The organism is Maritimibacter alkaliphilus HTCC2654 (assembly GCF_000152805.1).
Lineage (GTDB): Bacteria > Pseudomonadota > Alphaproteobacteria > Rhodobacterales > Rhodobacteraceae > Maritimibacter > Maritimibacter alkaliphilus.
The window spans coordinates 3003340-3017324 of sequence record NZ_CH902578.1; the positions used below are offsets into that span (position 1 = coordinate 3003340).

Sequence of the window (13985 nt, forward strand, 5' to 3'; positions counted from 1 at the left end):
ATACGCAGTCGCGTTCCCGGAATTGTCGAATCAGGAATGCATAAGTTCCCAATCGGTCCCGCCGGCGGGCCGGCGTCGGATTGTAACCATGCTTGCGCCTTTCTTGCAGCTGGATCGGCGCACGTCCGCCCCAACATTGAGGCGGTAGGTTGCGGTACGGCGAACGGTAAGCACGTGTTGCCGAGACTGTTGAAATTCCAAACTTTTCTCTGGACGGGTTAACCAGACCCTCGGTAGGGAAACCCATACCATTCAAAGAAGTACTGGGCGGTAGGACGAAATGAGAAACGCAACTCAAGGCCAAGAACTGACCCCGTGGCGGGTCGTATATCTGGACGATTTCCGTCAGTCCTCGCGACTGCGGCCGAGTCGCGAACAGGCCGTGGTTGCCGACTCTAGAATGCTCCGCGAACTCGCGGACCCGGAGTGGGAGCAGGACATTATCGAGGCGCGTGCTCTGCTGAAGGATCTCAATGTTCGTAAAGCCGGAACTCCGTTCCACCGCGCATCGATGGGGTTGCTTGACTCGGACGTGGTGATGGTTGCCGCCATGCTCCTCGCTACGGGTGCAGTCGCAGTCTGCGCGGTGGGTCTCACTGGCCTCCCACTCGTCCCGGTCGTCGTCGCAACAACTGGCGTAATGGCTTTGGCGTTGTCTTGCATTCAACGCCTGCACCGGACCGCCTGATGCACTAGTCGCCCCGGGCATTCGCTTGAACGGCGTCATTTCGAACACCGCACTTTCATCATCAATGCGGCGCGGTGGCGCAAAGCGGCCGTCACCAGTTCGTCGATCTCCCGGATCTGTTCCGTCGCTTCGCCAAGCGTGTAGTCGCGTGGATCGGGCGAGCCGTCGGAATGTGCGACTGCATGAAGGGTGACCACGTCCGCAAACTCTTTGGATATCCCGGCCATATCCGACCAGCTCGGTCCCGATAGATCGACGGGATGAAACACGCCGCCGGCAAGAGCCGAGAAGTGCTGCGCCATGGGCAGCGCGGCCCCCGGCTCGATCCGGCCCAGCCGATCCAGATGGTTGACGCCAAGCCCGCCGGGACGATCCTCGCGTTGTTCTGTGCCGTAGCTGAGCGTCGAGATCGATATCCCTGCCTCGAGCGCGGCCGCTTCGATCCCGCCGTAGGCGGCGATGACCTGTTGTACGGTGGATTGGATCGAGCCAGGGCGAGTTCTGCGAGTCATCGCGACCCCTCCTGAAGGGCGTGATGATTTGAGTGCGCCCGGCGCTTGAACCGCGCCACCGACGGGCGGGATATCCGTAAGGCGGGAAACGTGCCTTGTTCAGGTCCGGGACATCTGAGACTGTCCGAACATCCTTTCGAATAGGCAATCTGCTTTGGCCATTGTCTGGATCGAAGGGTGGCGCGGTGATCTACGACTAAGTCGTCGCTCTTAAACCCGTAAATCTGATTCGGGTTTAAACGTTCGAAGCTGAAAACCTCGTCCTTTTTTTCGGCAAGATATGAACGATCAAGTGCCCGGCGAGCGCCCCGGGATTTCCCAAAACACCCGCAGATGAACGGCAATGTGTCGAGGTTGCCCCAATCGCGCATTTTGGGTGGGTAGGGTTTCACGACTACCGAAAAACCTGATCCTCGGGTCTCATTTAGGTCAGCTGAGAAGTAAGAAGGTACAAAACAATGACCATGTCGTCTGAGACAAAAATCGACATCGGCACTCGGGTTAGCCTTATCGACTCGATGACCGAAAGGGCTGTTTCTACATTTGCAAAACCCTGCCTGATCATGGGCCTGGTCTCGGCCTTGGCAATCTCGGTCATGGCGCCGTCCATACCGATCGCATGCATCGCGCTTGGCTTGTTTGCAGCGCAGCTCGGTGCGTTCGCTGTTGCGACGTGGATCCAGGGAAAGTCCTACAGCCGAGATCAACGGCACTATTAACAAGAACGCGAGGCTAACGCTCGGACAAATACGCCGTTGGAAAGACGGCGCATGGCTCCTGCATTCGTGCAACCCACCGAAGGACGAGGCGCACGTGAACGAAACAGGGAAAATTTCGCAAGACGTTGCGTTCTGCAACAGGCGATATTTGCGATATGCAAACGGAGCCGATCTCAGACACTGAATCTCAAAAGTATAGGATGGTGATATCCTTACTTGCCATCGCGCCGATGGTTTCGCAGCCTTCGGGCTTCGACTGGCGACATCAAAAGGAGATGCTGAATGGATGGTCGGATCTACGGGCCTGCTTACGACGACCCGCGTCACCGCCCCCATACAAGCAGCCGCCCAACCTTTGGGTGTCTGATGCACCGGTCGCTGACCTTCGGCCTTGTGGTCGCTCTTGGTGCCTGTCTCTGGTGGGGGCACGGGTTTTGGTCGACTGCCAGCATCGCGATAATCGCGTGGGGCGTCGGTCTGGGTGCGCAGGCCCTTTACGTGCGAAGGGTTTCTTAGATCACAGACAGCCGAGGGGAGGGGGCGCGCTCTCGACGTCCGCCCGGTTGGCCCATCGCCCTTCTGGCGATCCGCGACGTAGCCCGTGCCGAGGCATCGATGAAGTCGACGCCCGACTTTCCTCTGAAGTTCTCGCTCCACAGTACCGCTGGCGAAGCCTCGATATATGCCGAACTCTCGGTCGGTTGGCGTCACGCTCCGCCCTCCGTCTCAAAAGGACAGGCCATCCACCATGGACTGGAAAAACCACTTTCTCGCGCAGGACACGCCGCAGGGTACATTGGCGATCCATCGCCTTCCCGACGGATATCATCTGTTCTTCGACAACGAGGATCTTGGCTGCTACGCATCGCTTGCCTCAGCGTTGGAAGATCTCAGTTCTGGGAAAAGCTTCCGTCCGTCGAACGGTGAACCCATTTCATACAGGTGTCCCGAAGGCGCTGACGACTGGCAGCTTCGATCATATTCGTTCCGGTAGACCGCAAACTTTGCCCTCTGAGAGGGGGCGCTCGCAGGAACGAGCGGAGGTCGAAGGGCGGTCTCTTGGGACGTGTCGGACGACCCACCATACGCGCCCGTTTCAAAGCCAAATGTCAGGGCGTCAAACATGCCAACACGCACGGACATTGAATGCGATTGCCAGGTCATGCCGCGTTCTTCACCCAAGAAGAAGCTGGAACGGCGCCTTTCGTCTCTCGTTCAATTGCGAAAGCGAGCGTTAGGCTTGGGATTTTTCGGCCCGAAAGAATTTCCGAAAGATAACTGGAAGAACATCCTATTTGCTCGGCGAAGACACGCTGTCGAATGCTTCCTTCACGAAGATATCTTGCAAGGGAATCCATACCGAACTGCTCGCAAATAGCGAAGTGTTCGTCAATCAAAAAGTTCGCCATTTGCGATGTGCATTCGCAGAAAGCTACACTTATGAATGTTCACATGAAGCTAAAGCTCAGAAGCCTAAGGGAAAAAAGAGGTTGGACCCAAGAAGAGGTCGCGTCCCGCGCTGGGATGAGCAAAAGCTTCTACAGCGAGATCGAAAGCGGCAAAAAAGCGGCCAATAGTCAGCGAATCCGGAAATTTGCGGAGGTATTCGAGGTTCCGGCATTTGAACTTATCGATGATTCCTCCATAGACGACGAACTTTTGGAGCATCTCAGGACGATGCAGGCCCTTGGCGTGGAGGATCGCAAGGCAGTGATCCGTCACGCTCTTGGTCTTTCAGCCGACTAAGACCCTCACGTAATGCTCGCGCAATGCGCGTTCGACCTTCGGCGTCTTCCTTAAGGAGCGTCGCTACGATTTCCGCGTCATAGTCAAATTTGATTCTCATGCCCGCTCCAATGTTCGAGCTATGTTCTAACACCTGCGGCAGTCATCGTTCCAGTTTTTGGGTGCTGAAGGCGAAATAATTCGCATATAGCGACCTTATTTCTTGACAGAAATTTCGCTATTTGCGAACAATCATCTCCATCAACCGATGGAGGCATCCCTATGTCCACGCCCACCACCGCGCTTCCACTGCGTCTCTCTGAAGCTTGGCAGATTGTCGCGAACCCTTCGGCATATGCTGATCGTCCGCACCTCGTGTCCTATGCTCGTTTGCACCTTGCCAGCGCCGACGGCCGCACGGTGCCGCAGCGCCATCGCGCCCCAGCGCACCTGAAATCGGCGCCCTGCCTGGTCCTCATCGAAGGTAGCCGGGCATGATCGTCGCGCTGCTCGAGATCGTCGCGATGTCCGTTCTGGCCCTCGGCACCGGCCTCCTCGCCGCGACACTCAGCAACGATGAAAACCACGCCTCGGCCATTGTCATAGCTTTCATCGCGGTGATGGCCGCATGGGTCATCCCCAGCCCCATCGAATATGCCGTCATCGGCGGCGGCGCGGTTCGGCCATGAACCTCCCAGTTCACAAAGCCCCTACGGACAAGTATGCTTTACTTGGCGTGACCGGGGGGTGTGGCGCAAGCGCAATGCTTTTCCGGCCCTCCATCCAGCTAACCCCATGGCTCGTCACGCACCGCACCCCTCAGTCGTTTGCCGCCAAGCAGGTCCCTCCGGGGGGTGCGGACTTGGAACAACATACGTTAGTAGACGTTGTGGTCCGAGCCGCTCGCGGCTACCGTCTTCCGGGCGTGACCCTGGACGGGAGCGCGGCAGCGGGACGGAGAACGCCCTCCTTCTCCCCGCTGCCGCGTGACACGAAACCGTCATGACCGCGCGAGCCGACTTCCTCACCCGCCTCGCGCGCCTTCCATCGACAGATTATTTCGATGCGTTCTTCGCCGAGTCGGTCGAGCATGGAGGGCGCTTCGAATTAGGCGCCAGCAAGACGATCGAGTTGCACGACGTGTCGGTGAACCACGCGACGACCGAGGGCGCGATGATCGCCTGGGTCCGCGCGGCACGAGCGAAAGAGATGGAACCGGATTTGATCTGGGCCGAAGTGATCCTGAAAGATCCGCAGGCGTTTGGCTGCGAAAGACGCAAGGCCGCACGCCTGATCCTAATCCACTGCCGCGATGCCGCGCTCCGGATCATGGCTCAAGCAGAATTGGGCCGTCTGAGCGGGGAGGCGTCATGAGTCTCCGTGAATTCGTCCGCTTCTGGACGGCCAACCCTTTTCTGCTCCCCGTCGAAAAGCCACGGCTCAAAACGCTCGAGGGACCTCGCCGACCGCTGCGTGACCGCGCGATCCGCGTTGACGTGCCCGACGAGACCCGCCCTCACGTCCGGCTGCAACGGATAAATATCCTCACTGATGTTCGGCGTGCCGTGAGAAGGGGGCCGGCATGAACGTAGTCTTTGACCCCGCGACCCTTAAAGACCATCCTGCCGGTCTCCCTGCCGAGTCGCGCACAGTCATGGCGTGCGACGGGCTGACTTCCGGGGGTCGATCCTCTTCGACCCCCGGACTTTCCTCGACACTTCGCTCTAGCTGCTGTGCGCGACATGCAACACTTACTAACGGTTGTGGCGCCGCCCTGTGCGTAAGACCGAGGCTAAGACCGTGAAGAGTATTGGCGTCGAAGCTAGGTCAAAGACGGCTTGTAGAATTGGAGTTGTTCGAAGTCTTGCTGGTATCTTTCGAGGTCAACCCGCAAACGCTGTTCCGTCTCCAGATCATTCTGAAGTCTTGCCCGTTCGAGCCGAAGCTCCAACACTTGGATCAGACTCTCCAGGACCCGAGCATGACGTTCGTAGAGTTCCGGCACTGTCTTTTCTCCACTTTCGACTTCCGAGATGTTGGAAAGTTGCATTTAAGCCATTTGTTTTCAACAAGGTTGTCGCGAACTGGAAATGCTTGCAGGGCCGCACGTTGCCGGAACACACTGCCCTGAACAACGCTCGCAGCCAACGCGCCTGCGAACACGCCGCAGTCATGATGGCAACCGAAGCCCTGTCGGACCTCACTGCCGACCAGGCCGTCGCGATCATCCGCACGCACCTGCGCACCCGTCTCGACATCGAGGCAACGGCCCTGCACACCCTCGCCAACCAGCTGGGCCGCCATGCAGACGACATCGAACGGCAAGGTTGATGCCCGGACTGCGACCCTCCCAGCCAAGCGAGGCACCGGCTCCGGACCAACGGCTGCTGGATCTTGCGCGTGCACTTGCCAGGGCGCATGCGCGGGCCGATCTTGAACGGGCCACCCGGGGAGAGAAGAAATGCAGCGAATCGACGGCCGACGCGCCGCCCTCTACGCCCGATTCTCGACGGACCTGCAAAACGACCGCTCGATCGAGGATCAGCTTGCGCTTTGCAACGGATACGCCGTCCGCGAAGGGTTGACGGTTACCCATCGCTACGAAGACCGCGCCAAATCCTCTGCGACGCTATTCGGTCGGGACGGCCTCTTGGCCCTGATTGCAGACGCCAAGGAACGGGTTTTCGACGTGATCGTGGTGGAGGCGCTGGACCGTATTAGCCGAAACCCGGCCGACCTTCACCCGCTGTTCCAGACGCTCGACTTCGTGGGGATCCGAGTGCTCGAAGTGCACCGGGGGCAAGCCGACGCGCTGACCGTCGGCATCCAGGGCCTGTTCGGCCAAATGTTTCTCGACCAGCTGAAAGAAAAGACCAGGCGCGGGCTTGCCGGCGTGGTGCGTGACGGGCGCAGCGCCGGGGGCAGGGCCTATGGTTACGTAACCGTGCCCGGCCAGCCAGGCCAGCTGACGGTCGTCGAAGGCGAGGCCAAAATCATCCGCCGGATTTTCGACGAATACATCGGTGGCGCCACGACGCGCGAGATTGTCGCTCGACTGAACGCAGAGGGTATTCCGGCACCGCGGGGCAGTGTCTGGCGCTCGACGGTGCTGACCGGGAATGCCGCGCGCGGCTATGGCATACTTTGGAACGACCTCTACGACGGCAAGCGTATTTGGAACCGCGTGCGAATGGTGCGCGATCCGGAAACTGGTAAGCGCGTGAGCCGCACGAACCCGGAATCGGAATGGCAGATCGAGGCGGCCGAGCATCTGCGCATCGTACCGCCCGCAACCTTCGCCGCCGTCCGAAAGTTGCGTCTCGCGCGCATGGAGCTGAGGGGAGAGAAGCGCAAACGCCCGGCGCGGCCTCTGTCCGGACTGATGGCCTGCGACTGCTGCGGCGGCTCCATCGTGATTCGCGCACGCCGACCGAATGGCGCGGTCCAGGCGGCCTGTTCGAACGCGGTGGAAGCTGGCACCTGCACAGAGCGGAAGTCCGTCCGGCTAGACCAGATCGAAACTGCGGTATTCGCCGAACTAGCCCAACTCTTGCGCGAGCCTGACGTAATGGGTGAATACCTGAAGGCTTATCACGAAGAACGTCAGCGCCTCGCCCGCGAAAAGGGGCGGACCCGTGCCACACTTGAACGTTCGGCGGCCAAGGCACGCGGTGCCTTCGACCGGGCCCACCAGCTCTACATTGACGGGGTGACTGACGGTCCTAAGGCTAAGGCCAGCATCCTCGAATTGCGGCTCGCGGCCGAGCGAGCCGAAGCTGCGTTGGCGGAAGCTGACCCGCCCGAGGTCCTTACACTGCATCCTGACGCGACGAACCGATACTTGGCTGCGCTAACCGATCTCGCACCATCATTGTCGGACCTAGACACGCCCGAAGCGCGCAAGGCAATGGATACGATCAGAGAGTGGATTTCGGAGATTCGTGTGCGACGAGAGGGCGACGAAGTCCACGTAACGGTCTACGGATACCTCGCCGCCCTCGTCGAGCCATCCACCCGGCGGGGCGAGATGGTAGCGTGGGGCGGACTTGAACCGCCGACCCCAGCATTATGAGTGCTGTGCTCTAACCGGCTGAGCTACCACGCCATTCACACGAAGGGGCAGATAGCCGCCGGGGCGGGGCGTGTCAACGCACAAATGGCGGGTTTTTCAGCGGTGGAGGTATTTCTCGAACGCCCAGCCGATCGCGCCGCTTTGATGCTTCACCCGCACCCATCCGCCGGATCGCTCAAGGAGGGTGACGGCTTCGCCATTATACATCGGGCGGATGATCTGGTAGCGCGTGCCCGGTCCGGTCCGGAGGTTCAGGTATCCGTCGTTCGGCGAATACACATACCGCACGTTGGTCGCAGCGGGACGGACGAGGTACTTGGCGAAGGCCCAGCCGACGGCACCGCTTTCATGCCGGACCCGGACCCAGCCGTTCGCGTATTCCAGCGTCTCGACCGCGCTGCCGTGATACATCTTGCGGATGATATTGTATTGCGAGCCGGGGCCGGTGCGCAGGTTCAGGAACCCGTCGCCGGGGGAATTCACCAGCAGGCGTTCGGCACGGGCGGCCGTCGCGGTGACCAGCGCGGCAGCGGCGGACGTCAGGAACAGACGGCGTTTCATGGAACCCTCCCCTCGGTGTGATGAGGGAAGGATACCACGGTTTCGGGATCGCGCTATGCGTCAGACGCGCGCGCGACGTTGACCACGTCGCCTTCGTCCGATTTGACGTAGAGCGTGCGATGCGGGAACGGGATCGAAAGCCCGGCCTCGTCGAAGGCGGCTTTCAGGCCCTTGGTGAATTCGAACTTCAGATCCCAGTAGTCGGCGGCATCGGCCCACATGCGCATGGTGATGTCCACCGAACTGTCGCCAAGATTCGTGACCTTCGCCCAGGGCTCCGGATCGTCATGCACCCGTGCGTCGGCGCGGGCCATGTCGAGCATGACCTCGATCGCCTTGTCCATGTCGTCGGAATAATCGATGCCCATCACGATATCGACACGACGGGTCGCATGGTGGGACCAGTTGGTGATGATCGCCCCCCATGCCTTTCCGTTCGGCACCACGATCTGCACGTTGTCGGGCGTCGCGAGCTCGGTGAAGAACAGGTTGATCTCTTTCACCGTGCCGGCGGTGCCGTCGATGGCGATGTATTGCCCGTTCCGGTAGGGCCGGAAGAGGATAATCATGAAGCCCGCCGCAAGGTCCGAAAGCGTGCCCTGCAACGCAAGCCCGATGGCCAGCGTGGCCGCGCCCAGCATGGCGACGAGCGATGTCGCCTCGATCCCGAAGATGTTGAGCACGGTGATGAGGACGACCGCGATCAGAACCCAGCGCACGATGGACGAGATGAAGCTGCCCACCGTCGGGTCGATCCGTTTGGCACCCTCGATCCGCTTGCGCACCATACGCGCGACGGCGGCGGCAAGTATCCAGCCGACGATCAGGATGACGAGAGCTTTCACCCCGTTGACGATGTAGGGCAGGAACTCCCCGAACTGGTCGAGCCAGATGGCGATTTGGTCTTCCATGATGTGTCCTTATCTCCTGTGCTGCTCGGTCATAGAAAAAGGGCCCGGAGACCGGGCCCTGTGTCGTGTCTCAGGCGCGGTCAGCCTTTGGCGAGGGCGTCGCGGATTTCCGTCAGAAGCTGGATTTCCGGCGGCGTCGGCGGCGCTTCGGGCGGGCTGACCTCTTCCGGTTTCTCGGCAAGATCCTTGATCCGATTCACGGAGCGGACCAGCAGAAAGACCACGAAGGCGATGATGAGAAAGTTGATGACCGCCATGATGAACGATCCGTAGGCGAAGATCGACGCGCCGGTTTCCCGCGCTGCTTCGAGCGATGCGCCCGCCGGCACCTCGCCGCTCAGGACCGCGTAGTTGTTGGTGAAATCGATTCCGCCCGTGAACAGGCCGATGATCGGGTTGATCAGGTCTGCGACCAGTGACGACACGATGGCCGTGAAGGCCGCGCCGATGATGATCCCGACGGCCATGTCCATGACATTGCCACGGGCGATGAAGTTTCTGAATTCCGTCAACATTTTCCAGCGATGCTCCCATGCTGCCCGGACCACGCACTCGGCCCTGCGTAAACCTTAACACGGGGTGCAAAAAAACTGGAAGGGCCGGAACGCGAAACCCCGCCGCAGATCGGCTGCGGCGGGGGCGTGAAACACGTGGGGCGCGCGAAGCACGCCTCCGGTCAGACCGCTGCGCGGTTCGACTTCGGGCCGGCGACGAGCCAGATGATGAAGCCGAGAAGCGGCAGGATGATGACGAGCAGCGCCCAGAGCACCTTGGAACCCGTCGATGCGCCGGACGAGAAGATCGAGATCAGCGCCCAGATGTCGAGGGCAAGAAGAATGATGCCGAAAAGGCCAGAAAGTTCGAACATGTGTATCTCCATTCAGGATCGGTCGTAGAGCGACCTTTGGATTTGGAGAATGAACGCAGGCACACCCGCGCATGTTCCCTGCGGGCGCGTAAGTGCCTGCTGGCGCATCGCTTTCAGCCAACAAAACGCCCGGCTCGCAGGTCTTCGGGATGACAGCCTGAAAGTCGCGCAGGACATACCAACGGCCAAAAAGTTCCATCCCGCAGCGCGAAAACGACTGCCCGGCCCAGTGTCGGCAATGCGCTGCCGAACCCCGCCGCCTTTTCCGCTCACGGCGGGCAAGGTTCTGCTGCCCCTTGGCGAACGGTCGCTGAATTGCCGGGCCGCTGCCGCCCGGGTCTTCAAACCGCCGCGCATCGTTGTTTGGTCAGGGGCGAGGGGCATCGGACCCCCGAACGTAACCATGAAAGGAAACGATCATGAAACCGACCAAGACCCTGACCATCCTCCCGCTCGCATTCGGCGCCGCCCTGGTCGCCACAACGGCCTCGGCTCAGACAATGAGCTTCGATGGCATTGATCAGAACGGCGACCGCGTGCTCGAAATGGCGGAACTCGAAGCGGCCTTCGGTGCCAATGCGCAGGCCGCGCTGACCATGTACGACACCAACGGCGACGGCATGGTGGAGCGCAACGAAGCCGCCAGCGCGCAGGCCAGCGCCAGCGCGAATGTGGGTGGCGCCGTGCAGGGCATGGAAGACGAGACGATGCAGTCCGCCGAGACCGCGCTCGACGATGTGACGGGCACGGTGCAGGACGCGGGCGACGATCTCGCCGACGCGACCTCGGACCTGCTGGATGACACTTCGGTCAGCGGTGGCGCGACTGTCGACGGAACGGTCATGTCCAACTGATACCGGGCCGTGGAAGCGTGAGTGCTTCCGCAAAGGGGCGTCCATCCGGGCGCCCCTTTTTATATGTCAGGTCGGCAGTTTGCCGGTCAGCACGTACCGCAGAATATCGACGACCTCGTCGGGTGTGCGCGTCACGGCAAGTGCAGCGGCATCGACTTCCTTCAGCGCGTGGTCATGTTCGGGCGGTTGCAGGATCACCAGGGACTTGCCCATTGCGGCCGCCATGCCCGCATCGAAAGCCGCGTTCCACTGCTTGTATTTCTCGCCGAAACGCACGACCACGACATCGGCGTCCTCGATCCCCTTGCGGGTGCGGATCGCGTTCAGTTTGGCGCCCTTGTGGTCGTGCCAGAACTTGTCCGGCTCCTCCCCCATGATCGCCACGCCGCAATCGTCGGACGCCGCATGATCGGTGACCGGCGACGAGAACGTCACGTCCAGCCCTTGCGAGCCGTCGATGATCCGCTCGCGCCAGTCCGTATGGATTTCGCCGGACAGATAAACCTTCAGCATGATGAACCTCTCTGTCTGTGTCGTTCGGGCTTCAGGCACCGGGCCCTGCTTCTCTGGTCCCCAAATACCTCGGGGGGTCCGGGGGGCTGGCCCCCCGGCGGGTCGGACGGGCTCTGCCCGTTCGACCCCACTCAAGATGCAGTATTGCGGTCAGCCGCGCAGCGTGCCGCCGGTGGCTTTGCCCACCTTTTCCACGATCTTGGCGGCCACCGCCTCGATCTCCTTCTCGGTCAACGTGGCGTCGGTCGGTTGCATCCGCACGGTGATCGCGATGGATTTCTGCCCGGCCTCACCCAGCTTGCCGCCGGTGAACTGATCGAACACGCGCACGTCCTCGATCAACGCTTTGTCTGCACCCGCAGCGGCGTTGACCAGCGTCAGCGCTTCGACATCCGCATCGACCACGAAGGCGAAGTCACGTTCGACCGGCTGAAGATCCGAGATCGTCAGCGCGGGCCGGGTCGCGTTCGATTTGCGCGGCAGCGGGATTTCCTCGGGATAAAGGGTGAAGGCGACCGCCGGCCCTTTCACGTCCATCTCGGCCAGCACCTTGGGGTGCAACTCGCCGAAGACGCCGAGCACCTTTTTCGGGCCCAGACAGATCTTGCCGTGCCGACCCGGATGCCACCAGCCTTCGGCGCCGCGCAGGATCTGCACCTTCGCGGGCGCGCCCATCGCGGCGAGGATCGCCTCGGCGTCGGCTTTGGCGTCATAGATATCGAACCCGCGCGCCGCACCATGCACGTCCTTCGGCCCCGTCGCCCCGACGAGAATGCCGGAGATCGCCAGACGCTGCTCCTCCGGTTCGCCGCCATGCCAGATCGCACCGACCTCGAACAGGGCGAGGTCCATGAACCCGCGGGCCTGATTGCGGGCGGCGGCCTGAAGCAGGCCCGGCAGCAGGTCGGGGCGCATGTGGCTCATCTCGGACGAGATCGGGTTGTCAAGCTTGGTCGCATCCTCGCCACCCGCGAACAGCGCGGCGCTGGCCGCGTCGATGAAGCTGTAGGTCACGCATTCGTTGTAGCCGAGCGCCGCCGCGGTGCGCCGCCCGGTGTTCTCGCGCACTTGCATCGGGGTCAGAACGGGTTTCGGCACGCCGGTCGAGGCGCGCGACATCGGTTTGCCGACCAGTTTCGTGAGCGAGGCGATGCGGGCGACCTCTTCGACCAGATCGGCCTCGCCCAGCACGTCGGGCCGCCACGACGGCACGTGGGCCATGTCGCCCTCCATGACGAAGCCCAAAGCCTCGAGCGAGGCGCGCTGCGTTTCCGCCGGGATGTCCATGCCGACGAGCGACGAACAGCGGTCGGTGTCGAGCTTGTAGGCGCGGTCGGTGTTCGGCACTTCGCCTGCCGTCACGACCTCGGACGCCTCGCCGCCGCAGAGATCGAGGATCATCTGCGTCGCCAGTTCGATCGCCAACGGGTTGAACGCCGGGTCGATGCCGCGTTCGTTGCGGTAGCGGGCGTCGGAATTGATCTTGAGCGCGCGGCCCGTGCGCGCGATCTGGATCGGCTCCCACACGGCGGCTTCGAGGAAGACGTTCACGGTGTCTTCGGTGCAGCCCGATTCCTCGCCGCCCATGATGCCGGCCACGCTTTCGACGCCCCGGTCATCGGAAATGACCACCATCCCCGGCTCGAACGTGTAGGTCTTTTCGTCGAGCGCCAGTAGTTGCTCGCCGCCGGTGGTCTTGTGGATGCGTAGGTCGCCCTGAACCTTGTCCGCGTCGAAAACGTGGAGCGGGCGGTTCTGGTCGTAGGTGAAGAAGTTCGTCACATCGACCAGCGCCGAAATTGGACGCAGACCGATGGCCTTTAGCCGCTTTTGCAGCCACGCGGGCGAGGGGCCGTTCTTCACGCCTTTAATCAGGCGGCCTTGGAAGATGTAGCAGCCATCGTCGCCTTGGGTATCGCCGTCGATGGTGACGTTGATCGGGCTCTTGAAGGTGCCTTTCACGTTCGCTTCCGGCGCGGGTTTCAGTGTGCCAAGACCACGTGCCGCCAGATCGCGCGCCACGCCGCGCACACCAAGCGCATCGGGGCGATTGGGCGTGATCGCGATGTCGAACACCGGGTCGACCTTGGAAGGATCGTTCTCGGCCAGCCAGTCGACGAACTTCTGCCCGACCTCACCGGACGGCAGTTCGATGATCCCGTCGTGTTCGTCCGACAGCTCCAGTTCACGCTCCGATGCCATCATCCCGTGGCTCTCGACACCGCGGATCTTGCCGACGGACAGCGTCACGTCGATCCCCGGCACGTAATCGCCGGGTTTGGCGAGCACGACCGTGATCCCCGCCCGCGCGTTCGGCGCACCGCAGACGATCTGCTTGTCGCCCTCGTCGGTCTCCACGGTGCAGACCCGCAACCGGTCGGCATCCGGGTGCTGCTCGGCGTGCTTGACCTTGGCGAGCGTGAAGACGCCCAGCCGGTCGGCGGGGTTGATGACCTCTTCGATCTCGAGCCCGAGGTCGGTCAGGGTTTCCGCGATTTCGTCCACCGAGGCGGTGGTGTCGAGGTGGTCTTTCAGCCAGGAGAGTGTGAATTTCATCGTCTT

Annotated in this window: 17 protein-coding genes and 1 tRNA gene; 9 read left to right on the forward strand and 9 right to left on the reverse strand. The window is 61.6% G+C overall.

Annotated features, from left to right (window positions below; genetic code table 11):
- Positions 1-400: 400 nt before the first annotated feature.
- Complete coding sequence (locus RB2654_RS15645; RefSeq protein ID WP_148912686.1) at positions 401-688, forward strand: hypothetical protein; 288 nt, start codon at positions 401-403, stop codon at positions 686-688.
- Positions 689-723: 35 nt separating this feature from the next.
- Here the strand turns inward: RB2654_RS15645 and RB2654_RS15650 are convergent, their stop codons facing one another.
- A complete protein-coding gene (locus RB2654_RS15650; protein ID WP_008333634.1) occupies positions 724-1200 on the reverse strand; it encodes a hypothetical protein in 477 nt (158 codons plus the stop codon).
- 458 nt (positions 1201-1658) lie between these two features.
- Here RB2654_RS15650 and RB2654_RS23430 point away from each other — a divergent pair, with 458 nt between their 5' ends.
- On the forward strand, positions 1659-1919 hold the full coding sequence (locus RB2654_RS23430; RefSeq protein ID WP_148912685.1) for a hypothetical protein: 261 nt from the start codon (positions 1659-1661) through the stop codon (positions 1917-1919).
- A gap of 748 nt (positions 1920-2667) precedes the next feature.
- Positions 2668-2913 (forward strand): hypothetical protein, encoded by a 246-nt coding sequence (locus RB2654_RS15665; RefSeq protein ID WP_040885083.1) that lies wholly within the window; start codon positions 2668-2670, stop codon positions 2911-2913.
- Between the two features lie 166 nt (positions 2914-3079).
- On the opposite strand, the gene RB2654_RS24095 is transcribed toward RB2654_RS15665, so the two are convergent.
- Positions 3080-3328 (reverse strand): helix-turn-helix domain-containing protein, encoded by a 249-nt coding sequence (locus tag RB2654_RS24095; protein WP_083783465.1) that lies wholly within the window; start codon positions 3326-3328, stop codon positions 3080-3082.
- Between the two features lie 43 nt (positions 3329-3371).
- On the opposite strand from RB2654_RS24095, the gene RB2654_RS15670 reads away from it, so the two are divergent.
- From RB2654_RS15670 to RB2654_RS24100, 5 genes are all read left to right on the forward strand, one after another.
- Positions 3372-3665, forward strand: coding sequence for a helix-turn-helix domain-containing protein (locus RB2654_RS15670; protein ID WP_008333637.1), 294 nt, complete (start codon positions 3372-3374; stop codon positions 3663-3665).
- A gap of 473 nt (positions 3666-4138) precedes the next feature.
- Complete coding sequence (locus RB2654_RS15675) at positions 4139-4333, forward strand: hypothetical protein (RefSeq protein ID WP_008333638.1); 195 nt, start codon at positions 4139-4141, stop codon at positions 4331-4333.
- A 313-nt stretch (positions 4334-4646) separates the two neighbouring features.
- Positions 4647-5018 (forward strand): hypothetical protein, encoded by a 372-nt coding sequence (locus RB2654_RS22510; protein WP_008333639.1) that lies wholly within the window; start codon positions 4647-4649, stop codon positions 5016-5018.
- Between the two features lie 720 nt (positions 5019-5738).
- Complete coding sequence (locus RB2654_RS23435; protein WP_008333641.1) at positions 5739-5975, forward strand: hypothetical protein; 237 nt, start codon at positions 5739-5741, stop codon at positions 5973-5975.
- Positions 5976-6105: 130 nt separating this feature from the next.
- The gene (locus RB2654_RS24100; RefSeq protein ID WP_008333642.1) at positions 6106-7716 is read left to right on the forward strand and encodes a recombinase family protein; all 1611 of its coding nucleotides are present in this window, start codon (positions 6106-6108) and stop codon (positions 7714-7716) included.
- Here the strand turns inward: RB2654_RS24100 and RB2654_RS15700 are convergent.
- The 5 genes from RB2654_RS15700 to RB2654_RS15720 all read right to left on the reverse strand — a co-directional run bounded on the left by RB2654_RS15700 (position 7673) and on the right by RB2654_RS15720 (position 10056).
- Positions 7673-7749, reverse strand: a tRNA-Met gene (locus tag RB2654_RS15700). The genes RB2654_RS24100 and RB2654_RS15700 overlap by 44 nt on opposite strands.
- A gap of 63 nt (positions 7750-7812) precedes the next feature.
- Positions 7813-8277, reverse strand: a complete 465-nt coding sequence (locus RB2654_RS15705) for an SH3 domain-containing protein (protein WP_008327691.1) — start codon at positions 8275-8277, stop codon at positions 7813-7815.
- Positions 8278-8330: 53 nt separating this feature from the next.
- On the reverse strand, positions 8331-9188 hold the full coding sequence (locus tag RB2654_RS15710; RefSeq protein WP_008333643.1) for a mechanosensitive ion channel family protein: 858 nt from the start codon (positions 9186-9188) through the stop codon (positions 8331-8333).
- 80 nt (positions 9189-9268) lie between these two features.
- Positions 9269-9703: a large conductance mechanosensitive channel protein MscL gene (gene mscL, locus RB2654_RS15715; RefSeq protein ID WP_008333644.1), complete on the reverse strand. Its 435-nt coding sequence runs from the start codon at positions 9701-9703 to the stop codon at positions 9269-9271.
- 161 nt (positions 9704-9864) lie between these two features.
- A complete protein-coding gene (locus RB2654_RS15720; protein WP_008333645.1) occupies positions 9865-10056 on the reverse strand; it encodes a PLD nuclease N-terminal domain-containing protein in 192 nt (63 codons plus the stop codon).
- Positions 10057-10475: 419 nt separating this feature from the next.
- Here RB2654_RS15720 and RB2654_RS15725 point away from each other — a divergent pair, with 419 nt between their 5' ends.
- A complete protein-coding gene (locus tag RB2654_RS15725; protein WP_008333646.1) occupies positions 10476-10910 on the forward strand; it encodes a hypothetical protein in 435 nt (144 codons plus the stop codon).
- A 66-nt stretch (positions 10911-10976) separates the two neighbouring features.
- On the opposite strand, the gene RB2654_RS15730 is transcribed toward RB2654_RS15725, so the two are convergent.
- Together RB2654_RS15730 and pheT are read right to left on the reverse strand one after the other, a co-directional pair.
- A complete protein-coding gene (locus RB2654_RS15730) occupies positions 10977-11423 on the reverse strand; it encodes a YtoQ family protein (protein ID WP_008333647.1) in 447 nt (148 codons plus the stop codon).
- 150 nt (positions 11424-11573) lie between these two features.
- A complete protein-coding gene (pheT, locus tag RB2654_RS15735; protein WP_040885766.1) occupies positions 11574-13979 on the reverse strand; it encodes a phenylalanine--tRNA ligase subunit beta in 2406 nt (801 codons plus the stop codon).
- Between the last annotated feature and the right edge of the window lie 6 nt (positions 13980-13985).

Coding starts and splice junctions, on each gene's coding strand:
- RB2654_RS23430 (WP_148912685.1), top strand. CDS start 1,659: ATGACCATGTCGTCTGAGACAAAAATCGACATCGGCACTCGGGTTAGC.
- RB2654_RS15710 (WP_008333643.1), bottom strand. CDS start 9,188: ATGGAAGACCAAATCGCCATCTGGCTCGACCAGTTCGGGGAGTTCCTG.
- RB2654_RS22510 (WP_008333639.1), top strand. CDS start 4,647: ATGACCGCGCGAGCCGACTTCCTCACCCGCCTCGCGCGCCTTCCATCG.
- RB2654_RS15650 (WP_008333634.1), bottom strand. CDS start 1,200: ATGACTCGCAGAACTCGCCCTGGCTCGATCCAATCCACCGTACAACAG.
- mscL (WP_008333644.1), bottom strand. CDS start 9,703: ATGTTGACGGAATTCAGAAACTTCATCGCCCGTGGCAATGTCATGGAC.
- RB2654_RS15665 (WP_040885083.1), top strand. CDS start 2,668: ATGGACTGGAAAAACCACTTTCTCGCGCAGGACACGCCGCAGGGTACA.
- RB2654_RS24095 (WP_083783465.1), bottom strand. CDS start 3,328: ATGGCGAACTTTTTGATTGACGAACACTTCGCTATTTGCGAGCAGTTC.
- RB2654_RS15675 (WP_008333638.1), top strand. CDS start 4,139: ATGATCGTCGCGCTGCTCGAGATCGTCGCGATGTCCGTTCTGGCCCTC.
- RB2654_RS24100 (WP_008333642.1), top strand. CDS start 6,106: ATGCAGCGAATCGACGGCCGACGCGCCGCCCTCTACGCCCGATTCTCG.
- RB2654_RS15720 (WP_008333645.1), bottom strand. CDS start 10,056: ATGTTCGAACTTTCTGGCCTTTTCGGCATCATTCTTCTTGCCCTCGAC.
- RB2654_RS15645 (WP_148912686.1), top strand. CDS start 401: ATGCTCCGCGAACTCGCGGACCCGGAGTGGGAGCAGGACATTATCGAG.
- RB2654_RS15705 (WP_008327691.1), bottom strand. CDS start 8,277: ATGAAACGCCGTCTGTTCCTGACGTCCGCCGCTGCCGCGCTGGTCACC.
- RB2654_RS15725 (WP_008333646.1), top strand. CDS start 10,476: ATGAAACCGACCAAGACCCTGACCATCCTCCCGCTCGCATTCGGCGCC.
- RB2654_RS15730 (WP_008333647.1), bottom strand. CDS start 11,423: ATGCTGAAGGTTTATCTGTCCGGCGAAATCCATACGGACTGGCGCGAG.
- pheT (WP_040885766.1), bottom strand. CDS start 13,979: ATGAAATTCACACTCTCCTGGCTGAAAGACCACCTCGACACCACCGCC.
- RB2654_RS15670 (WP_008333637.1), top strand. CDS start 3,372: ATGAAGCTAAAGCTCAGAAGCCTAAGGGAAAAAAGAGGTTGGACCCAA.